At 62.5% G+C, this 21,438-nt stretch carries 18 protein-coding genes and 1 pseudogene; 8 read left to right on the forward strand and 11 right to left on the reverse strand.

Annotation, left to right across the window (positions count from 1 at the left end; translation table 11 throughout):
• Positions 1 to 12: 12 nt before the first annotated feature.
• The 3 genes from KDW96_RS06235 to glnT all read right to left on the reverse strand — a co-directional run bounded on the left by KDW96_RS06235 (position 13) and on the right by glnT (position 3,020).
• Positions 13 to 696, reverse strand: coding sequence for a GltB/FmdC/FwdC-like GXGXG domain-containing protein (locus KDW96_RS06235; protein ID WP_255839574.1), 684 nt, complete (start codon positions 694 to 696; stop codon positions 13 to 15).
• 11 nt (positions 697 to 707) lie between these two features.
• On the reverse strand, positions 708 to 1,613 hold the full coding sequence (locus tag KDW96_RS06240; RefSeq protein ID WP_255839575.1) for a class II glutamine amidotransferase: 906 nt from the start codon (positions 1,611 to 1,613) through the stop codon (positions 708 to 710).
• A gap of 72 nt (positions 1,614 to 1,685) precedes the next feature.
• Positions 1,686 to 3,020, reverse strand: a complete 1,335-nt coding sequence (gene glnT, locus KDW96_RS06245) for a type III glutamate--ammonia ligase (RefSeq protein WP_255839576.1) — start codon at positions 3,018 to 3,020, stop codon at positions 1,686 to 1,688.
• A 374-nt stretch (positions 3,021 to 3,394) separates the two neighbouring features.
• Between glnT and KDW96_RS06250 the strand changes: the two genes are divergently transcribed.
• From KDW96_RS06250 to KDW96_RS06285, 8 genes are all read left to right on the forward strand, one after another.
• A complete protein-coding gene (locus KDW96_RS06250) occupies positions 3,395 to 3,988 on the forward strand; it encodes a helix-turn-helix domain-containing protein (RefSeq protein WP_255839577.1) in 594 nt (197 codons plus the stop codon).
• Positions 3,989 to 4,308: 320 nt separating this feature from the next.
• On the forward strand, positions 4,309 to 5,175 hold the full coding sequence (purU, locus tag KDW96_RS06255; RefSeq protein WP_255839578.1) for a formyltetrahydrofolate deformylase: 867 nt from the start codon (positions 4,309 to 4,311) through the stop codon (positions 5,173 to 5,175).
• On the forward strand, positions 5,172 to 6,095 hold the full coding sequence (gene folD, locus KDW96_RS06260; protein ID WP_255839579.1) for a bifunctional methylenetetrahydrofolate dehydrogenase/methenyltetrahydrofolate cyclohydrolase FolD: 924 nt from the start codon (positions 5,172 to 5,174) through the stop codon (positions 6,093 to 6,095). The genes purU and folD overlap by 4 nt, the downstream gene beginning before the upstream one ends.
• Positions 6,077 to 7,318: an FAD-dependent oxidoreductase gene (locus KDW96_RS06265; protein WP_255839580.1), complete on the forward strand. Its 1,242-nt coding sequence runs from the start codon at positions 6,077 to 6,079 to the stop codon at positions 7,316 to 7,318. The genes folD and KDW96_RS06265 overlap by 19 nt, the downstream gene beginning before the upstream one ends.
• Before the next feature lie 11 nt (positions 7,319 to 7,329).
• Positions 7,330 to 7,632, forward strand: coding sequence for a sarcosine oxidase subunit delta (locus KDW96_RS06270; protein WP_255839581.1), 303 nt, complete (start codon positions 7,330 to 7,332; stop codon positions 7,630 to 7,632).
• Positions 7,629 to 10,535 (forward strand): 2Fe-2S iron-sulfur cluster-binding protein, encoded by a 2,907-nt coding sequence (locus tag KDW96_RS06275; protein WP_255839582.1) that lies wholly within the window; start codon positions 7,629 to 7,631, stop codon positions 10,533 to 10,535. The genes KDW96_RS06270 and KDW96_RS06275 overlap by 4 nt, the downstream gene beginning before the upstream one ends.
• Positions 10,536 to 10,538: 3 nt before the next feature.
• Entirely contained in the window at positions 10,539 to 11,222 is a 684-nt protein-coding gene (locus KDW96_RS06280) for a sarcosine oxidase subunit gamma (RefSeq protein ID WP_255839583.1), read from the forward strand.
• A 49-nt stretch (positions 11,223 to 11,271) separates the two neighbouring features.
• Positions 11,272 to 12,051 (forward strand): IclR family transcriptional regulator, encoded by a 780-nt coding sequence (locus KDW96_RS06285; protein ID WP_255839584.1) that lies wholly within the window; start codon positions 11,272 to 11,274, stop codon positions 12,049 to 12,051.
• A 364-nt stretch (positions 12,052 to 12,415) separates the two neighbouring features.
• Here KDW96_RS06285 and KDW96_RS22180 read toward each other — a convergent pair.
• The 8 genes and pseudogenes from KDW96_RS22180 to leuC form a co-directional block, all read right to left on the reverse strand.
• Positions 12,416 to 12,663: pseudogene (locus tag KDW96_RS22180) on the reverse strand (MBL fold metallo-hydrolase); the annotation flags it as partial.
• An 80-nt stretch (positions 12,664 to 12,743) separates the two neighbouring features.
• Positions 12,744 to 13,925 (reverse strand): acetyl-CoA C-acetyltransferase, encoded by a 1,182-nt coding sequence (locus KDW96_RS06290; RefSeq protein ID WP_255839585.1) that lies wholly within the window; start codon positions 13,923 to 13,925, stop codon positions 12,744 to 12,746.
• 251 nt (positions 13,926 to 14,176) lie between these two features.
• Positions 14,177 to 15,946, reverse strand: a complete 1,770-nt coding sequence (locus KDW96_RS06295; protein ID WP_255839586.1) for an acyl-CoA dehydrogenase C-terminal domain-containing protein — start codon at positions 15,944 to 15,946, stop codon at positions 14,177 to 14,179.
• Between the two features lie 141 nt (positions 15,947 to 16,087).
• Positions 16,088 to 16,381, reverse strand: a complete 294-nt coding sequence (locus tag KDW96_RS06300) for a RidA family protein (protein WP_255839587.1) — start codon at positions 16,379 to 16,381, stop codon at positions 16,088 to 16,090.
• A 39-nt stretch (positions 16,382 to 16,420) separates the two neighbouring features.
• Positions 16,421 to 17,437 carry a zinc-dependent alcohol dehydrogenase family protein gene (locus KDW96_RS06305; RefSeq protein WP_255839588.1) on the reverse strand — a complete coding sequence of 339 codons (1,017 nt, stop codon included), beginning with the start codon at positions 17,435 to 17,437 and terminating at the stop codon, positions 16,421 to 16,423.
• Positions 17,434 to 19,296, reverse strand: a complete 1,863-nt coding sequence (locus KDW96_RS06310) for a sigma 54-interacting transcriptional regulator (RefSeq protein WP_255839589.1) — start codon at positions 19,294 to 19,296, stop codon at positions 17,434 to 17,436. The genes KDW96_RS06305 and KDW96_RS06310 overlap by 4 nt, the downstream gene beginning before the upstream one ends.
• Positions 19,297 to 19,373: 77 nt before the next feature.
• Positions 19,374 to 20,012, reverse strand: a complete 639-nt coding sequence (leuD, locus tag KDW96_RS06315; protein ID WP_255839590.1) for a 3-isopropylmalate dehydratase small subunit — start codon at positions 20,010 to 20,012, stop codon at positions 19,374 to 19,376.
• A 2-nt stretch (positions 20,013 to 20,014) separates the two neighbouring features.
• Positions 20,015 to 21,430: a 3-isopropylmalate dehydratase large subunit gene (leuC, locus tag KDW96_RS06320; protein WP_255839591.1), complete on the reverse strand. Its 1,416-nt coding sequence runs from the start codon at positions 21,428 to 21,430 to the stop codon at positions 20,015 to 20,017.
• Between the last annotated feature and the right edge of the window lie 8 nt (positions 21,431 to 21,438).

Below are 21,438 nucleotides of genomic sequence, written 5' to 3' on the forward strand. Positions count from 1 at the left end.
CATGCTCCTGGATCAGTACGCGGAGGCGTTGTCGACTTTGAAGTTGTACAGTTGGCGGGCCGAACCATAGCGTTTGAAGTTCGCCGCCTTTTCATTGAAACCGGCGCGATCGAGCAGCGCCTGCAGCTCCTCGAGGTGCTCGGCAAGCATCTCCTTGGCGATGCAGTCCGAACCCAGCGACTCAACGGTGCCCTTGACGTAGATGCGCGTCTCGTACAGTGAGTCGCCCAGCGCATCGCCGGCGTCGCCGCACACCACCAGGCGGCCGGCCTGCCCCATGAAGCAGCTCATGTGGCCGATGCTGCCGCCAACGACGATGTCGACGCCCTTCATGGAGATGCCGCAGCGCGCGCCGGCATCGCCCTCGATCACCAGCAGCCCGCCGTGGGCGGTAGCGCCGGCGGCTTGGGAGGCGCTGCCCTTGACCCGCACGTAGCCACTCATCATGTTCTCGGCGCAACCGACGCCGACATTGCCATGCACGGTGACCGATGCCTTCTGGTTCATGCCCGCGCAGTAGTAGCCGGCATGGCCCTCGATATCGATGGAGATGTCCTGGTTCACGCCAACCGCGAGGTTGTGCGCGCCATTGGGATGGGTGACCACCCACTCGCGGTCCTGCAGGTCGCTGGCCTGATCGTGCAGGGCCTGGTTCAGCTCACGCACAGTGGCGGTGCTCAGATCAATGGTTTTCATGTGCGTGCTCCTTAAGCCGACTCGCGTTCCCAGATGTACATGGTGGCCGGGACCGGTTCCCAGACCTTGGCCTTGTCGATGCCCGGCAGGCTCGACAGCGCTTGGTATTCGGAGGCCATGGCAACGTAGTCCTCGGTCTCGGCGAGGATCGCCGGTTTGCAGGCAATCGGATCGCGTATCACCGCAAAGCCGTTACGGGTACCAATGGCGAAGGTGAAGAAGCCGTCGAGATCCTCCAGCGACTTGTCCAGGGCCTGCTTGAGGGTGTCGCCCTGCTGCAGGCGCCAGGTCAGGTAGCCGGCGGCCACTTCGGTGTCGTTCTCGGTTTCGAAACTGATGCCTTCGCGGCGCAGGTTCTGACGCAGGCGCGAGTGGTTAGACAGCGAGCCGTTGTGCACCAGGCACAGGTCGGCGCCGGTGGAGAACGGGTGGCTGCCTTCCATGGTCACGGCACTTTCGGTGGCCATGCGGGTGTGGCCGATGATGTGGCTGCCGCGCATGCCGGCCAGGCCGAAGCGCTGGGAAATTTCCTTCGGCAGACCCATGCCCTTGAGGATCTCGATGCTCTGACCGGCGCTCATGATCCGCACGCTCGGCGCCAGCTCGGCCAGCACGGCACGCACGCCGGCCTCCTCGGCCTGCACCTTGAGCACCACGGCGCTGGCGTTCTGGACCCACTCCAGGGCGGTGCCCAGGCGCGCATCGACGGCGCCGATCAGCGCCTCGAAGTCGAAGCCTTCGGTGGTGGCCTGCAGGGTCAGCTTGACCCAGCCATCGGCCACTTCGTCACCGTAGATGGCGAAGCCGGCACTGTCCGGGCCGCGGTCGGTCATGGCTTCCAGCATCGGCTCGAAGAGCTTGCCGAGCTGAGATTCCAGCTTGGGATTTTTCAGGTATAGACCCACGATTCCACACATATCAGAAACTCCAGGGCAGAAGACGTCCCACCCAGTCACGGGACGTCAGAAAGGGTTGGTGACGATCGAAAATCAGAAGAACTCGGTGTAGCGCTGGATTTCCCAGTCGCTCACATGGCGGCTGTACTCCACCCACTCCATGCGCTTGAGCTTGATGAACTCATCGACGATCCCAGGGCCGAGCACCTCGCGAAACAGCGGGTCGGCCTCCAGCGCGTCGCAGGCTTCCTTGAGCGACTGCGGCAGGGTCTTGATGCCGCGCGCGGCGATCTCCTCCAGGCTCAGCTTGTAGAGGTTCTCGTTGCAGATATTGTCGATTTCCAGCTTGCGGTCGATGCCATCGAGGCCGGCGGCGATGATCGCGGCAGTCACCAGATAGGGGTTGCAGCCCGCATCCGGCAGACGGAACTCCAAGCGCCCGTAGGGCACCCGCACCATCGCCGAGCGGTTGTTGGCGCCAAAGGCGATGAAGGCCGGCGCCCAGGTCGCTCCGGACAACGAGTTGCCGACCACCAGGCGCTTGTAGGAGTTCACCGTGGGCGCAGCGAAGGCGCACAGCGCCGGGCCGTGGGCCAGCAGGCCGGCGGCGAAGTGGTAGGCCAGCTTCGACAGGCCCATGCCACTTGGATCGCTGGCGTCGTGGAACAGGTTCTTGTTGCTGGCACTGGCTAGCGACAGGTGGAAGTGCATACCGTTGCCCGCGCGCTTGGGATCGGGCTTGGGCATGAACGAGCAGATCATGCCCATGTCGTTGGCGATCTCGCCGGCGGCCATGCGGAAGAAAGTGAAGCGGTCGGCCGACTCCATGGCGTCGCTGTACGTGTAGTTGATCTCGAACTGGCCGTTGGCATCCTCGTGGTCGATCTGATAGATGTCGAAACCCACCGGCTGAAGCGCCTCGGTCAGGCGCTCGAGGAATTCACGCGAACGCGACAGGCCCTTGTAGTCGTAGCAGGGCTTGTCCAGGTTATCGGAGCCGTCGACCAACTGCAGCTTGCCCTGGGCGTCACGGCGGAACAGGCTGAACTCCGGTTCCAGGCCGGTGTTGAGGATCCAGCCCTTGTCGCTCAGGCGCTGCACCTGCTGCTGCAGCACATAGCGGCTGTCGTACGGATGCGGCTGGCCCTCCACGTGACCAATGCACACCACCCGCCCATAGCCCTGCTGCCAAGGCACCGGGATCAGCGTGGCAAGATCGCCACGGGCCATGAAGTCCGGGCCATGGGGCTCCATGCCCATGCCGCAGATGGCAAAGCCGGCGAACCCGGCGCCTTCCTCGGCGACCGCCTTGAGGCCGTTGACCGGCACGGATTTGGTCTTCGCGGCGCCGTGGATATCCACGAACTGCGCCAGCACGTACTTGATCCCGTACTGATCGATGATGCGCTGCGTTTCAGTGGGCAACATGAGTCTTCACTCCTGGAAAAATGGCATGGCAATGGGGTGATGGCAGGCAACAAGGGCACAGATGCGCGCGACGACCGCAGGATTTCCAGGCATGCCGATTGCTCGGGCGGCTGGAGGGAATGCTTGGAGGTGGGTCATGGCGCATTAAATTCCTTAAGGGAAATTTAGTTTCCCACAAGGAATGCAATCAGCTTGCCAACCCGAAGCGAGGCTGACGAAACGGGTTTAATCAGCGCTTCGCCACTATTTATATGGGAAACTACTATTCCCTTGAGGAAAGTCGCGGCGCCGTCCGGTGGCGAACTCCTCCCCGACGCACTTTACCGGTGCGAATGTTACTTTCTTGGACAGAAACAGTGCAGGACATTGAATCCATGTCGACCGACACCCCACCGCGCCTCCGCCTTGAGCAGTACCTGGGCATGCAGATCAAGCGCCAGCGCCAGGCACAGGAGCTCAAGCTGGCAGACGTGGCCCGCATTGCCGGCATCAGCCAGGGCATGCTGAGCAAGATCGAGAACGCCCAGGTGTCGACCAGCCTGGATACCCTCAGCCGTCTCTGCGACGTGCTCGGCATGCCCATGTCCAAGCTGTTCAGCCAGTACGACCAACCCGACGGCAACGCCATCCTGATCAAGGCCGGCGAAGGCCTGGAGGTGGTTCGCCGCGGCACCGAGAAAGGCCACACCTACCATCTGCTCAACCACACCCGGGGGCCGAAGAAGAACTTCGAGGCCTATATGGTGAGCATGGATGACGCCAGCGAGGAGTTCCCCACCTTCTCCCATCCCGGCACCGAGTTTCTCCACCTGCTGGAGGGCGAACTGATCTACCGCCACGGTAACCAGCTCTATCACATGCAGGCCGGGGACAGCCTGACATTCGATGGCGACGTGCCCCATGGCCCGGAGGAACTGGTGCAGGTGCCGATCCGCCTGCTGTCGATAATGAACTACGGCAACGACTGACGACTCAGACCGCCGCTGAAGTCCCCTGCCGTATCGGCGCCTTTCCCCAAGGCGTCGTCCCTCCTTTTGGCTTGTGCATCCCCAGTGCTGCCCCAGGTGCCCCCTTCCCCGCTGAAACTCAACTAGGCGCCCAGCCAAAAACTTTCCTGTGATGATAAAAAGTTTCATGACCTGCTAGACCCGCGAGCCCTCTTCGCATATAAAGGCACACAGGGAAATAATTATTCCCCATGGGAAACTTTCTCCGCCGATAAATTCCGATTTCACCCTTGAACTTTCGCCTTGCGATGCGCTGCCACCACCTGAACAGAGGACTCGAAATGCAACACGCCACCCGTCATTTCATCATCAAGATCAGCTGCCCGGCGTCCTCGGGCATCGTGGCAGCAGTTACCACCTACCTGGCGGACAAGGGTTGCTACATCAGCGAGATGTCCCAGTTTGACGACGACACCAGCGGGCGCTTCTTCATGCGTGCGGTGTTCCGCTTCAATGACGGACAGCAGGCCGACATCATTCCAGTCGAACAAGGTTTCACCGATGTGGCCGCCCGCTTCGACATGGAGTGGACCCTGCACAGCAGCTCCCAGCCGATGCGCGTGCTGCTGATGGTGAGCAAGTTCGACCACTGCCTGACCGACCTGCTGTATCGCCACCACAAGGGCGAGATGGACATGCAGATCACCGCCATCGTCTCCAACCACCTCGACCTGCGGCCCATGGCCGAGCGCGAGGGCATCCGCTTCATCTATCTGCCGGTGACCAAGGAGACCAAGGCCGAGCAGGAAGCGGCGCTGATGGAGATCGTCGACGAGACCCGGACCGAACTGGTGGTGCTCGCCCGCTACATGCAGATCCTTTCCGATGACCTGTGCCAGCAACTGTCGGGCCGCGCCATAAATATCCACCACTCCTTCCTGCCCGGCTTCAAGGGCGCCAAGCCCTATCACCAGGCCTACGCCCGCGGCGTCAAATTGATCGGTGCCACCGCCCACTACGTAACCAGCGACCTCGACGAGGGGCCGATCATCGAGCAGGAAGTGCAGCGCGTCGACCACGCCTACCTGCCCGAAGACCTGGTCGCCATCGGCCGCGACACCGAGACCGTGGCCCTGTCCAAGGCGCTCAAGTACCACCTCGAGCACCGGGTATTCATCAACCAGGACCGCACGGTGATCTTCCGATGAGCACTCAATCCCGCGTCAAACTCATCGACGGCAAGGCCGCCGCCGCCCGGGTGCTGGCCGAGGTCAGCAGCGAAGTCAGCCAGTTGCACGGCCTCGGCATCCAGCCCGCGCTGGCCGTGGTGCTGGTGGGCAGCGACCCGGCCAGCCAGGTCTATGTGCGCAACAAGGTAATGCGCGCCGAGGAAACCGGGATCCGCTCGATCGAGCACCGGCTGCCGGCCGACACTGCCGAGACCGCCCTGCTCGAACTGATCGAACGGCTCAACGCCGATCCGGAGGTCAACGGCATACTCGTCCAGCTGCCCCTGCCGCTGCACATCGACGAGCATCGGGTGCTGCAGGCCATCGATCCACTCAAGGACGTCGACGGCTTCCACGCCGAGAATGTCGGCGGCCTAAGCCAGGGCCGTGAGGTGCTCACCCCCTGCACACCCGCCGGCTGCCTGCGCCTGCTGCAGGACAGCTACGGCGAGCTGGCCGGCAAGCACGCGGTGGTGATCGGCCGCTCCAACATCGTCGGCAAGCCCATGGCCGCACTGCTGCTGCAGGCCCATTGCAGCGTCACCGTGGTGCACTCGCGCAGCAGCAACCTGCGCGAACTCTGCCGCCAGGCCGACATCGTCGTCGCTGCCGTCGGCCGCCCGCGCCTGGTCGATGCCAACTGGCTCAAGCCTGGCGCAGTGGTCATCGACGTCGGCATCAACCGCATCGAACAGGACGGCAGGAGCCGACTGGTCGGCGACGTCGACTTCGACAGCGCCCTCGGCGTGGTCTCCGCCATCACCCCGGTACCTGGCGGTGTCGGCCCCATGACCATCGCCTACCTGATGAAGAACACCCTGGCCGCAGCCCGCCTTCAGCACCGGACTCTCATTTCGCAACCCCAGCTTTCGGAGGCGTCATGCCCTTCAATCTCCTGAAATACGGTCTGAGCTCCGAGTACGCGGTGGAGGTCGACCTGCCCCCGCCGCGGGAGCTGAAAAAGTCCTATGACGTGGTGATCATCGGTGCCGGCGGCCATGGCCTGGCCATCGCCTATTACCTGGCCAAGTATCATGGCGTCACCAATGTGGCCGTACTGGAAAAGTCCTACCTGGGCGGCGGCAACACCGCACGCAACACCGCGGTGATTCGCTCCAACTACCTCACCTCTGAAGGCGTGCGTTTCTACGCCGAGTCGGTGAAGCTGTTCCAGAACCTGGCCAACGAGTTCGATTTCAACATCATGTACTCCGAGCGCGGCCAGCTCACCCTGGCTCACACGGACGCTACCGTGCGCGCATTCCGCCAACGCGCCGAAGTGAACAAGCACTTTGGCGGCCGCACCGAAATGATCGACCGCCAGCAGATCCGCGAACTGGTACCGACGCTCAACCTCGACCCCGGCCACCTGCCGGTGATCGCCGGACTCTGGCATATCGACGGCGCCACCGCCCGTCATGACGCCGTGGCCTGGGGCTACGCCAAGCAGGCGGCCAAGCGCGGCGTGGAGATCCACCAGCTCACCGAGGTGCAGGACCTGGTGGTGGAGAACGGCCGGATCACCGCGGTGAAAACCAACCGTGGCACCGTGCAATGCGGCTGCGCCGTGCAGGCCATTGCCGGACACAGTTCGCTGATGATGGCCAAGGCCGGCATCCGCGCGCCCATCCACACCTACCCGCTGCAGGCCATGGTGACTCAGCCGTTCAAGCCCTTCCTCGATCCGCTGGTGAGCTCCTCGGCGCTGCACTGCTACGTGCAGCAGACCAGTCGCGGCGAGATCGTCTTCGGCGGCGGCTCCGACCCCTACCCGCTCTATAACACTCGCTCCACCCTGGACCTCAAGGAGAGCCTGCTGGCCCACGCCATCGAAATGTTCCCCTTCATGGCCAACGCCAAGCTGATGCGCCAGTGGGCGGGCATCACCGACATGACCCCGGACTACAGCCCGATCATGGGCCTGTCACCCGTGCAGAACTATTACCTCGACGCCGGCTGGGGCACCTGGGGCTTCAAGTCCACGCCCATCTGCGGCAAGACCATGGCCGAACTGGTGGCCAGCGGCGGCAAGGTGCCCGAACTGATCAAGCCGTTCGCCCTGGAACGTTTTTCCACCTTCCAGCAGGTCAACGAGATGGGCGCCACGGCGGCCAGTCACTAAAGGAGCGGAAGATGAAAATCATGATTTGCCCGCTCAACGGGCCACGCAATATCAGCGAGTTCACCTACGGCGGCGAGTTCAAGCGCATGCCTGACCCCGTCACCTGCAGCGACGGCGAATGGGCCGACTACGTGTTCAACAGTGACAACGCCGCCGGCGTGGTGCGCGAGTGGTGGATGCACAACGCCTCCAGCTACTGGTTTCTCGCCGAGCGCCACACCGTCACCGACCAGATCATTCGCACCTTCGACCCGAAAGAAGTGTTCACCCAGCGGGTCGAGTTTTGCCCCCCCCCCCAGGAGATCGCCGGATGAGCCAGCCCAGCCGCTTGCCCGCCCCCATGGGCCTGCTGATCGACCGCGCTCAGCCCCTGGCCTTTCGCTTCGATGGCACCGATTACGGGGGCTTTGCCGGTGACAGCATCGCCAGCGCCCTACTCGCCAACGGCCGCTGGCTGCTGTCGCGCTCCTTCAAGTACCACCGCCCACGCGGCCCGTTGACCATGGCCGGGCAGGACGCCAACACCCTGGTGCAACTGCCCGACGAGCCTAACGTGCTGGCCGATGCCCATCGGCTCCAGGCTGGCCTGGAGGTGTCCGGACAGAACTTCAACGGTTGCCTGATCAACGATCGCGACGCCTACCTGGGCAAATTTTCCAAACTCATGCCGGTGGGTTTCTACTACCGCTCCTTCTACAAGCCCAAGGGCATGTGGAAGGTCTGGGAACCCTTGATCCGCAAGAAGGCCGGCCTCGGCGTGCTGGACCTGAACTTCAAGCCGCAGTACTACGACAAGGCTTACCTGTTCGTCGACCTCGCCGTGATCGGTGCCGGCCCCGCCGGCCTGAGCGCCGCGCTGACCGCCGCCAATGCCGGCGCCAAGGTGCTGCTGGTCGAGCAGCAGGCGATTCTCGGTGGGTCGCTGACCTATGCCCGCTTCGATATCGACGGCACCCGCGGCGAAACCTTGCGCCGCGAACTGGTGGAGGCGGTGGAAAGCCATGCCAATATCCAGGTGCTGGCGGACGCCACCTGCAACGCCTGGTTCACCGAGAACTACCTGCCAGTGATCCAGGGTCGGCGCATGTACAAGGTGCGCGCCCAGCAGTGCATCGTCAGCGCCGGCTCCTTCGACCAGCCGGTGGTGTTCCGCAACAACGACCTGCCCGGCGTCATGCTCGCCAGCGCCGCCCAGCGCCTGATGAAGCTCTACGCAGTCAAGCCCGGCAAGCGCGCCGTAGTGCTCACCGGCAACGACGACGGCTACCTCACCGCCCTAGACCTGCACGAGCAGGGCGTACAGGTCGCCGCCCTGGTGGATATGCGCCGGCAGCCCGGCAATGGCACACTGAAGACTGCCCTCGAGCGTGCCGGTATCACCTGTCATCTGGACAGCACCGTTTACGAGGCGCTGCACGAAAAAGGCATGCGCCACGTCAGTGGCGTGGAGCTGCGCAAGATCAACGGCCAAGGCCAAGTAGCCGAACACGGCTTGCGGCTGGATTGCGACCTGGTGTGCATGTCGGCCGGCTATATGCCGGTCTACCAGCTGCTCTGCCAGGCCGGCGGCAAGCTGGCCTATGACGAGCAGAAAGCCGAGTTCGCCATCAGCGGGCTGCCGCAGGGACTGGCCGTGGCCGGTTCGGTAAATGGTCGCCACAGCCTGGACAACGTGCTGCTCGATGGCGCCCTCGCCGCCGCCCGTGCCGTGAAGGCTCTGGGCCTCGACGCTGGGATTGGCGAACAGGCCTTCGGCGAAGAGGCGCGAGTCAACTTCGACTGGCCGATTTTCCCGCACCCCAAAGGCAAGGATTTCGTCGACTTCGATGAAGACCTGCAGGTGCGCGACATCGTCAATGCCACCCGTATCGGCTACCGCGACGTACAGCTGGTCAAGCGCTTCTCCACCGTTGGCATGGGTCCATCTCAGGGACGTCACTCGGCGCTGCCCACCGCCCGCCTGGTGGCCAAGGCCACTCAGCGCAGCATTAGCGAGACCGGTGTGACCACCGCCCGGCCACCGTTCGAGGCGGAGAAACTCGCCCACGTCGCCGGCCGCGCCTTCGATCCCTATCGGCAGACGCCGATGCACCGTCGCCACCTGCAGGCCGGCGCGAAGATGATGCCCGCCGGCATCTGGCTGCGCCCCGCCTACTACGGCAAACCGGAAGAACGCGAGCGTTGCATGCAGGACGAAGCCCGTCACGTGCGCGAGCGCGTCGGCCTGATCGATGTCTCCACTCTAGGCGGCCTCGACGTTCGCGGCCCGGATGCCGCCGAACTGCTGGAGCGCATGTATACCTTGCCATTCAAGAAGCAGCCGGTAGCGCGCACTCGCTACGCCCTGATGACCAACGAGCACGGTGTGGTGATCGACGACGGAGTCTGCGCGCGGCTGGCCGACAACCACTTCTACGTCACTGCTACCACCAGCGGCGTCGACCGCATCTACCAGCAGATGCTCAAATGGAACGCCCAGTGGCGCCTCAATGTCGACATCGCCAACGTCACCGCCGCGATCGCCGCGGTGAACCTGGCCGGTCCGCTGTCACGCCAGGTGCTTGAGAAGGTCTGCCAGGATGTCGATCTGAGCGCGGAGGCCTTTCCCTATATGGGTGTGCGCACTGGCCGCGTAGCCGATATCCCGGCACGCCTGATGCGCGTCGGCTTCGTCGGCGAACTCGGCTATGAGATTCATGTGCCGGCGCGCTATGCCGAGCGCCTGTGGGACGTACTGATGGACGCTGGCGCCGAGTTCCGCATCCGTCCGTTCGGTGTCGAGACCCAACGTCTGCTGCGCCTGGAAAAGGGTCATGTGATCGTCAGCCAGGACACCGACGGCATGACCCATCCCGGCGAACTCGATCTGCAGTGGGCGATCGGCCGTAAGAAGCCGTTCTTCGTCGGCAAGCGCTCCATCGAGATCCTCGAGGCCCAGCCGCTCAAACGCAAGCTGGTCGGCTTCAGCCTGCCCCAGGGCAGCCCGCAGCCACTCGAGGGACACCTGGTCCTCAAGGGCGCGGACATCAGCGGCAACGTCACCTCCTGCGAGTATTCGCAGACTCTCGGCCAGATCATCGGCCTGGCCTACGCAAGCGCCGACCAGGCCGAACCAGGTGCGCAGATCCCGATTCGCGTGGAGGGCGGCCAGGTGGTCAACGCCACAGTGGTGAACCTGCCCTTCTACGACCCACAGAACCTTCGCCAGGAGCGTTAAGCCATGACCAGCCTCACCGCCGAAGATTTCATCGAACGCAGCCCGCTCTACCCCCTCCATGCCGGTGCGCGCCTGGCCGCGCTCGGCAACAGCGCCGTGGTGGCGCGCTACAGCGAACAGGAAGAGCGCGCACAGCTGGAACGCTGCGCCCTGATCGACCTGACCAACCTGCCCCGGGTGGGCTTTCGCGGCGCGGACAGCGCCGCCTACCTCAGCGCCCGCGACTTCCAGTTGCCGGATGCAGCGAACCAGTCCCTGACCCAAGCCGACAGCAGCCTGATCGCGCGCCTGTCGCAGACCGAATATCTGCTGCTCGGCAGCCTGCACGATGTCGGCGCGCGGATTGCGGCGCTAGAAGCCGACTGGCGCCTCGGGGACAGCGCCAACTACCTGCTGCCGCGCCAGGACAGCCATGCCTGGCTGCAACTGACTGGGCAATACATCGCCGAAGTCATGGCCAAGCTCTGTGGCGTCGACCTGCGGCCAAAGGCCTTCCCGATGGGTGCGGTGGCACAGACTTCGGCAGCGCGGATCAACGTCATCGTCATCAACCAGAGTGCCGGTGACCTGCCGAGCTTCCAGATCCTCTGTGACCGGGCTTCGGTCAACTACTTCTGGGACGCCATGCTCGATGCCATGCAGGAGTTCGGCGGAGCTCCGGTCGGCGTCGACGCCCTGCTGGACTGAACAGGCAACGGCACCTGCCTGGCAGGTGCCGTCTTGCCATGGTGCACAGATGAACGACATCGAAGAGATGGAACGCGAGACCGATTACCGCGTACCCGCCTTGCAGCGCGGCCTGAGCATCCTTGGCATGTTCAGCGCCCGGGAGCGCATCCTCAGCATGAGCGACATGGCCGAGCGCCTTGGGGTGAGTAGCTCGGCGGTGTACCGAATCGTGCAGACACTGGTCGACATGGGCTACTTGCGCCGAGTCGGGCGCAACGCCTTCGAGCTGGGTACCCGGGTAATTTCGGACGGCTTCAGCTATCTGGCCAGCCGCGACATCGTCGAAGTGTCGATGCCCCACCTGAACGCCCTGCGCGATCGCACATCCCTATCATGTCACCTGAGCATTCGCGACCAGACGGACAGCCTCTACCTGTACCGGGCCTTGGCTCCTCAGCGACTGACCGTGAATATCCCGGTCGGTACGCGGCTGCCCTGCCACAGCACGGCCATGGGCCGAATGCTGCTCACCGGACTGGACGAGCTCGAACTGGCCCAGCTCTATCACAACGTCCGCCTCGACGATTATCCGCTGCCAGCCCCGCGCACCCTGCCGGAACTGCAGCAGCTCATCGCCCGGGATCGAGAACAAGGCCAGGTAGTGCACCGCTCCGACTACTCCACGGCCATCGCGACCGCGATCTACGACCATCAGGGACAGGTCGTTGCAGCGATCAACCTTTCCGGACCGGATGCCGTGATGACTACCCCCTTCGCCCAGGAGCAGTTTCTGAAGTCGCTGTTAGCTACTCGCGACAGCATATCGGGCGAGCTGGGGAGCTTGTAGGGACAACTGAGAAGAGCCAAGGACGGTTCGCGACTTGGATGACCGAAAACCACGAATAAGTTCAATGCAGGTGTTTGAGGCTTATAGACTCCCGCAGCCTCAAAGCACTTCGATCCGTCCGCCTAGGCGCGCCTGCGGTGCGCAGCGTTCAACAAACTCATTTCACTAAACGCTGAAGCAGGCGCTCAAGGCCGGTTCGTTCCAGGAAAAATACAACTGCAATTGGAGGGTGACCCGTTTTGACGCGCCGGATATACCCTACCGTATGCCTGTATGTGGTAGGACTTAGCGCCTCTGTCACTGGAACCCGATTGCTATAATCCATAAGTGCTGATGCAAAAGATCAGCAATCTTTCCTGAGTCAGATATGTTGCTCCTCCTGCACACCGCAGCGCGCCTTGGGTTCCGGGAGAGAAGAATGTGCCGATGCCGGTCTCGATCAGGATGTTGCGTACATCCTCCTTCGCCAACAGCGCACTGCAACTAAGTTCGAATACGGTTTTGCTCGTCCGCCGGCATCCAGCGCTGCCAAAGGGACTTGGGCGCATTGCCGAACATGGCGCCACCATCAAGCTTCTGACTGTTGCCTACCAAAGAGGTAAGAGTTCGCATTTCTGGGCCTCGATCAAGAAGTAGGGGCTTGGTCAGGCCGGCCCCGAGAGCAGGCGCTGCACCGGCAGGCAAGCAGTTGCTCAAGCACGTTCAATGGCCAGGGCCACGCCTTGTCCTCCACCGATGCACAAGGTGGCCAGGCCTTTCTTGGCGTCGCGACGGACCATTTCATGAACCAGGCTAACCAGCACCCGACAACCCGAAGCGCCGATCGGATGACCAAGTGCGATGGCGCCGCCGTTGACGTTGACCTTGCGATAGTCCAGATCGAGCTCGCGGCTGACCGCGAGTGCCTGGGCTGCGAATGCTTCGTTGGCTTCGATCAGGTCCAGTTGTGCGAGGCTCCAGCCGGCTTTGTCCAGTGCTTTGCAGGTCGCGAAAACCGGGCCTATGCCCATGATTGCCGGGTCCACGCCGGCGCTGGCGCTGGCTTTTATGCGTGCCAGCACTGGCAAGCCCAGGCTCGCGGCTTTCTCCGCGCTCATCAGCAATACGGCGGCGGCCCCGTCATTAAGTGTCGACGCATTGCCGGCGGTCACACTGCCGTCGGCTTTGAAGGCTGGCCGCAATTTGGCCAGGGTCTGTGCGGTCGTGCCCTGGCGTGGTTGCTCGTCGACGCTGAATTCAATGGGGGGGGCATTGCGCAGCGGTATTTGCACAGGGATGATCTCGGCCTCGAAGCGTCCGCACTCGATAGCTTCACAGGCGCGCTGCTGTGAAAGGGCGGCGAAGGCGTCCTGTTCATCACGCGACAGTCCGTACTGCTCGGCCAGGTTCTCGGCGGTGATTCCCATGTGGTAGTGGTTGAAGGCATCCCACAGGCCATCTTCGATCAAGCTGTCTACCAGCTTGCCGTGACCCATTCGCAGGCCCGAGCGCGCCTGTTCGACAACATAGGGCGCCAGGCTCATGTTTTCCTGGCCACCTGCGATGATGATTTCGGCATCCCCGCAGCGAATTGCCTGGGCGCCGAGAATCACCGCTTTTAGGCCTGAGCCGCAGACCTTGTTGAGTGTCAGTGCCGGCACCGTATGAGGCAGTCCAGCCTTGAGTGCTGCCTGTCGTGCCGGATTCTGGCCGGCACCAGCGGTGAGGACCTGGCCGAGAATGACTTCATCGACCAGTTCCCCCGCAATGCCACTTTGCGCGAGTAGCCCCCGAATGACCGTCGCCCCCAGTTCGACTGCGGGAATACGGCTAAGCGCGCCTTGAAAACTACCGATAGCGGTGCGGTTGGCCGCTACGATCACAACTTCATGCATGAAAACTCCTGGGGCAGGGGTTACCCGGACCTGATTCGTGGGACACAGGGACTGTTGTTGGCGTTAGCTGGTGTGCTGAGTCATAGCGCGTTGATTCACTGCGCTGTGCTCGCATTTCTTTCGGTACGTTTCTGCATTGCCTCAAAGCCCTGGTTGAGGACATCGCGGATGCAAATCAACAGCGGATCCAGCTGCGACCGGTATAAAAAAGCGCGGAGCCTAGGTGCAGCACTCCGCGCAACGCTCAATCGTCAGAACTGCTCGGCGCTCAGGCCGAACAGTGGGGCGCTGCCGGCGCGGATACAGGCTTCCAGGCCCAGGGTGCGCGGCAACAGGCGTGAGAAGTAGAAGGCTGCAGTCGCTAGTTTCGCGGTGTAGAAGTCGTCTGCCTCGGCTTTGGCCTGTGCGACAGCCGCCATCCGTGCCCACATGTAGGCATAGGCGACATAGCCAAGTAGATGCAGGTATTCAACCGAGGCGGCTCCGACTTCGGTGGGGTTGTCCTTGGCCTGATCCATCAGCCAATCGCTGACAGCCTCCAGGCGCTCGGTCGCTGCTAGAAGATCGTTGCGGTACGGTGTTTCGGCCGGGGCGGCAAAGGCGCGGATTTCTCCGGTGAACAGACGCAGCGTGGTCCCGCCATTTCCCAGCACCTTGCGCCCGAGTAGGTCGAGGGCCTGGATGCCGTTGGTGCCTTCGTAGATCTGCGCAATGCGCACGTCGCGCACCAGTTGTTCCTGGCCCCACTCGCGGATGTAGCCGTGGCCGCCGAACACCTGCTGGCCGTGCACGCAACTATCGAGCCCTGTATCGGTAAAGAACGCCTTGGCCACCGGCGTCAGCAGGGCGACCAGGGCCTCGGCGTTGCGTTTCTCCTCGGCGTCTTCGGCAAACTTGCTCAGGTCGAGTTGTTGCCCAACGTAGCTGGCGAAGGCGCGCCCGCCCTCGGTCATGGCCTTCATGCTGAGCAACATGCGACGCACGTCGGGGTGCACGATGATCGGGTCGGCGCTCTTGTCCGGTTCCTGTGGGCCGCCCGGTGCGCGGCTTTGCAGGCGCTCGCGAGCGTAACTCACGGCGTTCTGGTAGGAGGCTTCGGCGCAGCCGATGCCCTGTAGGCCGATCGACAGGCGCTCGTAGTTCATCATCGTGAACATCGCTGCCAGCCCCCGGTTGGCCTCACCGACCAGGTAGCCGCTGGCACCGTCGAAATTCATCACGCAGGTGCTGGACGCTTTGATGCCCATCTTGTGCTCGATCGAGCCGCAACTCACGGCGTTGCTTGCACCCAGGCTGCCATCGGCGTTGACCAGTTTCTTGGGCACCAGGAACAGCGAGATGCCTTTGGGGCCAGACGGCGCATCCGGCAATTTGGCCAGCACCAGATGGATGATGTTCTCGGTCAGGTCCTGTTCGCCGCCGGTGATGAAGATCTTGCTGCCGCTGATGCGGTAGCTGCCGTCGGCCTGGGGTTCGGCGCGGGTGCGGATCAGGCCCAGATCGGTACCGGCATGGGCTTCGGTTAAGCACATGGAACCGGCCCAGCGGCCCGCGTACATCGGTGGCAGGAAGGTGCTTTTCAGTTCCTCGCTGGCATGGGCATCGATCGCCAGACAGGCACCGGCGCTCAGCGCCGAGTAGAGCGCGAAGCTGGAATTGGCGGCGTAGAGCATCTCCTCGAACTGCACGGCGAGCATTTTCGGCATGCCCATTCCGCCGTACTGCGGGTTGCCCGACAGGCCGACCCAGCCTCCGTTGATGTAGGTCGCGTAGGCCTCCCTGAAACCGCTCGGCGTAGTGACCTGGCCATCCTGCCAGCGCGCCCCTTCTTCGTCGCCCGTGCGGTTGAGCGGGGCGATCAGCTGGCCGGTGACCTTGGCGGCTTCCTCGAGAATCGCGCTGGCGGTTTCGGCATCCACGGCCTCCGCCAGGACCGGCAGGCGCGCCCAAAGGCTGGGGGCCTGGAAGACTTCATGAAGGACGAAATGCAGGTCGCGCAGGGGGGCATTGAATTCAGGCATAGCAAACTACTCATAGTGGTTCACGCATATCGCGCGCGAAATGATAAAAGACATAGCCTCGATTTCGAACATCACGTCGGGAAGCGCCAGTGCCTTAACCTCGACGATACTGTCCGCCGGATAGGGCGGGCGGAAGAAACGTTATTGCAGCGTCACCACCTTGAGGAAATAACGCATGTCGGTGATTGACAGCGTGACTTTAGTCACGTCATCCCGGCTAGAGCCTCCGGGCAGGAGCATCTGTTCAAGCTTGCAAAAGCCGCACTCGGTTTGCCGCAAGAAATCGCTTGACCCGACCACCACACCTTGGCGTCCATGAAAGCCTGGCCCGAAATGAACAGCCAGCCCCCGCAGCAATCGCCTGTTACAGGGCAAAGGCTCGAAGGATTTCGGATCGGCCCATACCCGCTGCATTGCAGTTGCAGGCTGCCTCATGACGCTCTCCTTATGAGTGGCGTTGCCCGGACGATGTGCTCAGTCGGCAGTGATCCGCAGCACCACCTTGCCAAAGTGTCGCCCCGACTGCAGATGAGCTAAGGCGCCTGGCAGCTTGAGCCAGTCATGCATACTATCGATCATCGGCCGCAAGCCACTGGCCTCGATGGCATGGTTCATCGATTCGAACGACTGGCGCGGCCCAACCGAGATACCGCGTACTCGGGCATTACGTTGCAGGATCAGCAGCGGGTTAATCTCGCCCTGGTGACCGCCCAAATAGCCGATCACATTGACCTGCCCACTGGGATGCAGAGACTGCAACGACTGCGTAAAGCTGCGCGGGCCACCCACCTCGAGTACATGGTCGACGCCATAGCCGTCGGTAATGGCCATGACCTGCTCATGCCAAATGGCCGTACTGCGGTAGTTAATCAGCCCGGTCGCCCCCAGCTTTGCCAAACGCTTTAGCCTGTCGTCCTGGCTGGAGCTGACGATCACCCGCGCGCCATGCAGCAACGCGAACTGAAAGGCAAACAATGACACTCCACCTGTGCCTTGCAGCAGCACCCAGTCGCCGGCCTTCAATTGGCCCTCGACTACAAGTGCCTGCCAGGCCGTCAATGCGGCACAGGGCAAGGTGGCGGCCTCTTCCATGGACAAATGCGCCGGGCAAGGCACCACTCCCCGCTCATCGAGCAGCACATACTCGCTGAGCATTCCGTCGAGCGGGCCGCCAAGCGGCAGTGCAGCACTGTCGCTCAGTCGGCCAGCCTCCCAGCCCTGCCAGAAACAGCCGATCACCCTCTCGCCCGGCGAGAAGCGCGTGACCGCCGCCCCTACCTCGACCACTTGACCGGCACCATCGGAGAGCAAGGTGAACGCCTGTTGTGGCTGGCCCTGGTAGGTGCCAGTCGCCATCTCTAGGTCACGGTAATTCAGCGCAGCAGCCTGCACCTTGATCAGTACTTGCCGCGGGCCGGGCGTGGGCCGCGGCAAGTCGATTAGCCGTAGCGCATCGAACCCGAACGGCGGCGTTGCCTGCCAGGCTTTCATGCTTGACCCTCCCCACTCTGCAGGCGCTTGAGGCGGCGCCACAATGTGGTCTGGCTGATGCCTAAGTACTCTGCGGCCATGCTCTTGTTGCCGCCGAACACTTGCAGTGCCTTGACGATTTCCTCCTGCTCTACGTGATGCAGATGTCCACATTTCTCTCCTTCGCCAAGCGGTGCATAGAGCTCTGGCACCACCCGTGGCAACGCGTCGACCAACGCCTCCCAACTGCCGTAGAGGCGCTGCGAGACGATTAGCCTTTCCACGACGTTCTCCAGTTGGCGCACGTTGCCTGGCCAGTGATAACGACGAAACACCGTTGTTACACCCTTGATCAGCGCGTCCGGCTCCACCTCGAGGGCATAGCGCAGGCCTTCGCGGCGCATCAGGTAGCTGGTAAGCAGCGGAATGTCTTCGACCCGCTCGCGTAACGGCGGGATGTGCACGGCAAAGGTGCTGATGCGGTAGTACAGGTCTTCGCGGAAGCGCCCGGCACGGACTTCGTCCATCAGGTCGACGTTGCAGGCCGCGACGAACTTGATGTTCAGCGAGATTGGCCGGCGCGCGCCTACCGGGCTCACCTCGCGCTCCTGCAATACGCGCAGCAGCTTGGCCTGCTGTGGCAGGGGTAACGAATTGATTTCGTCCATGAAGAAGGTGCCGTCGTTGGCGTTCTCGAGCAGACCGGACTTGCCGCCGCTCTTCGCGCTGGTGAAAGCACCATCCGCGTAACCGAACAGTTCCGATTCGAAAAGCTCAGCCGGGATCGCCGCGCAGTTGATCGCTACGAACGGCCCATTAGAGTTGGCGCTGGCGGCGTGCACCTGACGCGCCGCCAGCTCCTTACCAGTGCCAGTTTCGCCGCGGATCAGCACAGTGCCAGGCGTCGCGCCGTATACGATCAGCTGGTTCTGAACTTCTGCCATACGGCTGGACTGGAACACCAGGCGCCGGCCGTCGTCCTGCGGTACTGCCAGCGGGCTCAGTTGAAAGCTATAGAGGAAACCGACAGGCTCGCCGTCGAGTTCAAATGGCTGCTTATTCAGACTGCACAAACGGTCGCCTAGCAACAGGCCTTCGGCCCGGAGGCTCAGAGCACCAAGCATCTTGCTGTCGAGCACACCATCCAGGCGCCGACGCCGACTGATGGTGGGAATCAGCGTGCTGGCCGCCGCGTTCCACGCAACCACCCCGCCGCTGCGGTTGGTCAGGATCTGCGGTTGCTGATTCTGTTCCAGAAGGAATTGACCGATAGCCATCTGCTGTTGCTCACGCTTGTGTTGACCGGCTTGGCGAATTGCCTTGCGAAGCAGGTTGCGGCACGACTCGCGCGAGTACAGCAGAACCGACTGCAACCCTGCGTGCTCGGCCAAGTCGCAGGCGTAGCTGGATCCGATGACCACGCCAAAGCCCTCACCGCGCACGCTGTGGAAGATTTCCTTGGCGTGCTCGGCGGTACTGTATGTGTGGTGAGTTAGCTTGATCCCGTCGAACAGGCTGAGCAGTTCGACATTGAATTCCTGCCGCTCGTAGCTGAGCAGCAGGATCTTCGAGGAGATGCGTCGTGCGGTGAGCACCGCCTGGATCAGGTCTGTCTGCTCCACCTTTAGCGCCAGCACCGGGATCGGCAACGTGTCCTGCAGGTAGAAGGCGTTGGCCCCGGCGCTGATAAAGATATCAACTTGTTGCTGATCAATCAGGTCACGGGCCGCCTTGACCGCATCATTGAAGATGTTGTCGATTATGGTGATGCTAGCCAGCGATTCGAACTCTGGAATCAGGCTGTGCACTACCTGGCTCAATTTCGAGTTGCCGATCAGACAAATCCTGACCTGGTCGGGTTCTGCGTTGGCGAATTCCACGGATTGCTAACCCCTTTTTGTTGCACGGAATCTGAAACCTGCTTGCGAACTAGAAATCAGGAGCGGGGAGCAATCGCTCAGCTACGAAAAAGCCAGGGCTCACTGACCCGGCGGCGCTCCTCGTACGCGCTGATCTGCGGCCCGAAGTGCAGGCTCTCGCCCACCTCATCGAGGCCGTTTAGCAAGCGCTGACGGCGTCCTTCATCGAGTTCGAAGGACCATACTCCATCCCCAATTGAAAGTAAGCGCCGCTCGACATCAACCTTGGCCTGCAGCCCAGGCTGCGCCTCGGTCTGAACGAAAAGCTCGTCCACCACACCCTGCTCCAGCACCATAGGCAGCACGCCGTTGTTGAAACAATTGTTGCGGAAGATATCGCCGAAACTAGGGGCGATGACCACCCGCAAGCCGAAATCGCGCAATGCCCAAACTGCGTGCTCACGGCTGGAACCGCAGCCGAAGTTGGCCTGAGCCAACACCACGCTGCCCTGGCGATAGGGCGACTGGTTGAGGATGAAGTTCGGGTTCTCGCGGCGCTTGTCCAGCGACGTGTCAATTTCCCCGGGGTCGAGGTAACGCTCGTCATCAAACAGGAAACCACCGAACCCCGAGGCCTCGAGGCTCTTGAGGTACTGCTTGGGCAGCAACATGTCGGTGTCTATGTTGGCCCGGTTCAACGGAATGATGATGCCCTGGTGAATGATCAGCGGCTGCATGTTCATAGGTTCCTGAAGTCAGTCAGTTCACCCGCCACGGCAGCCGCGGCGGCCATGGCGGGCGACATAAGGTGGGTGCGCCCGCCCTTGCCCTGGCGACCTTCAAAATTGCGGTTGGAGGTCGCCGCGCAACGCTCACCGGGATTCAGCCGATCAGCGTTCATCCCCAGGCACATGGAACAGCCAGGGGAGCGCCACTCGAAACCGGCTGCCTTGAAGACACGGTCTAGCCCTTCACGCTCGGCCTGCAGGCGAACGAGGCCGGAGCCCGGTACCACCAGCGCCTGGCGAATACGGTCGTGCACGCGACGACCCCGCAACACTTCGGCCGCTGCGCGTAGGTCCTCGATGCGGCCATTGGTGCAGGAACCAATGAAGATGCGGTCCACCGCCACACCGACCAGCGACTGGCCCGGCCGCAGGTCCATGTATGTCAGCGCACGCTCCCAATCCATACGCTGCAACGCATCCCGCGCCATGCCCAGAGTCGGGACGTGGCCATTAATCGACATAACCATTTCCGGCGAGGTGCCCCAGGTTACCTGCGGAAGAATGTCGTCAGCCTGGACTAGTAGCTCCTGGTCAAACTGCGCGTTACTATCCGAGTGCAGCGTTTCCCGCCAGTAGGAGACGGCCGCTTCCCAATGTTCCGCCGTCGGCGCCAGCGGGCGGCCACGCACGTACTGTTCTGTGATCTGGTCATATGCAATCAGGCCTACGCGCGCGCCTGCCTCGATGCTCATGTTGCACAGAGTCATGCGCGCTTCCATCGACATCGACTCGATCGCAGGACCGCAGAACTCAATTGCATGCCCGCTGCCACCGGCGCTGCCGATCAACCCAATGATGTGCAGGGCCAGATCCTTGGCGGTAACGCCCAGTGCAAGTTGCCCTTCGACACGAATGCGATAGTTCTTCAGCTTGCGGCTGCGTAACGTCTGGGTCGCCAAAACATGCTCGACCTCACTACTGCCGATACCATGGGCCAGGGCTGCCAGTGCGCCGTGGGTCGCAGTGTGCGAGTCTCCACACACCAAGGTCATGCCCGGCAAGGTCAGTCCCTGTTCGGGACCGACCACATGGACGATGCCCTGGCGCATGTCGTCGAGCGCGAACAGCGGGATGCCAAACTCGCTACTGTTACTTTCCAGCACAGCGATCTGCTGTCGGGCGATACGATCGCTGATACCGCCCAGGCCCTGTTCGCGGTTTATGGTCGGCACGTTGTGATCGGGTGTCGCCAAACTGGTGTCCACGCGCCAGGGCTTCCTCTGGGCTAGACGCAAATTGGAGAAGGCCTGCGGCGATGTCACTTCGTGCAGCAGGTGGCGGTCGATATAAAGCAGTGTGGATCCATCGGCCAGATCTTCGATCCGATGACGATCCCAGAGCTTGTCGTAGAGCGTTTGTGCTCCCACAGTAGTTA

The sequence above is a fragment of the Pseudomonas benzenivorans genome (genome assembly GCF_024397895.1).
Taxonomy (GTDB): Bacteria; Pseudomonadota; Gammaproteobacteria; order Pseudomonadales; family Pseudomonadaceae; genus Aquipseudomonas; species Aquipseudomonas benzenivorans_A.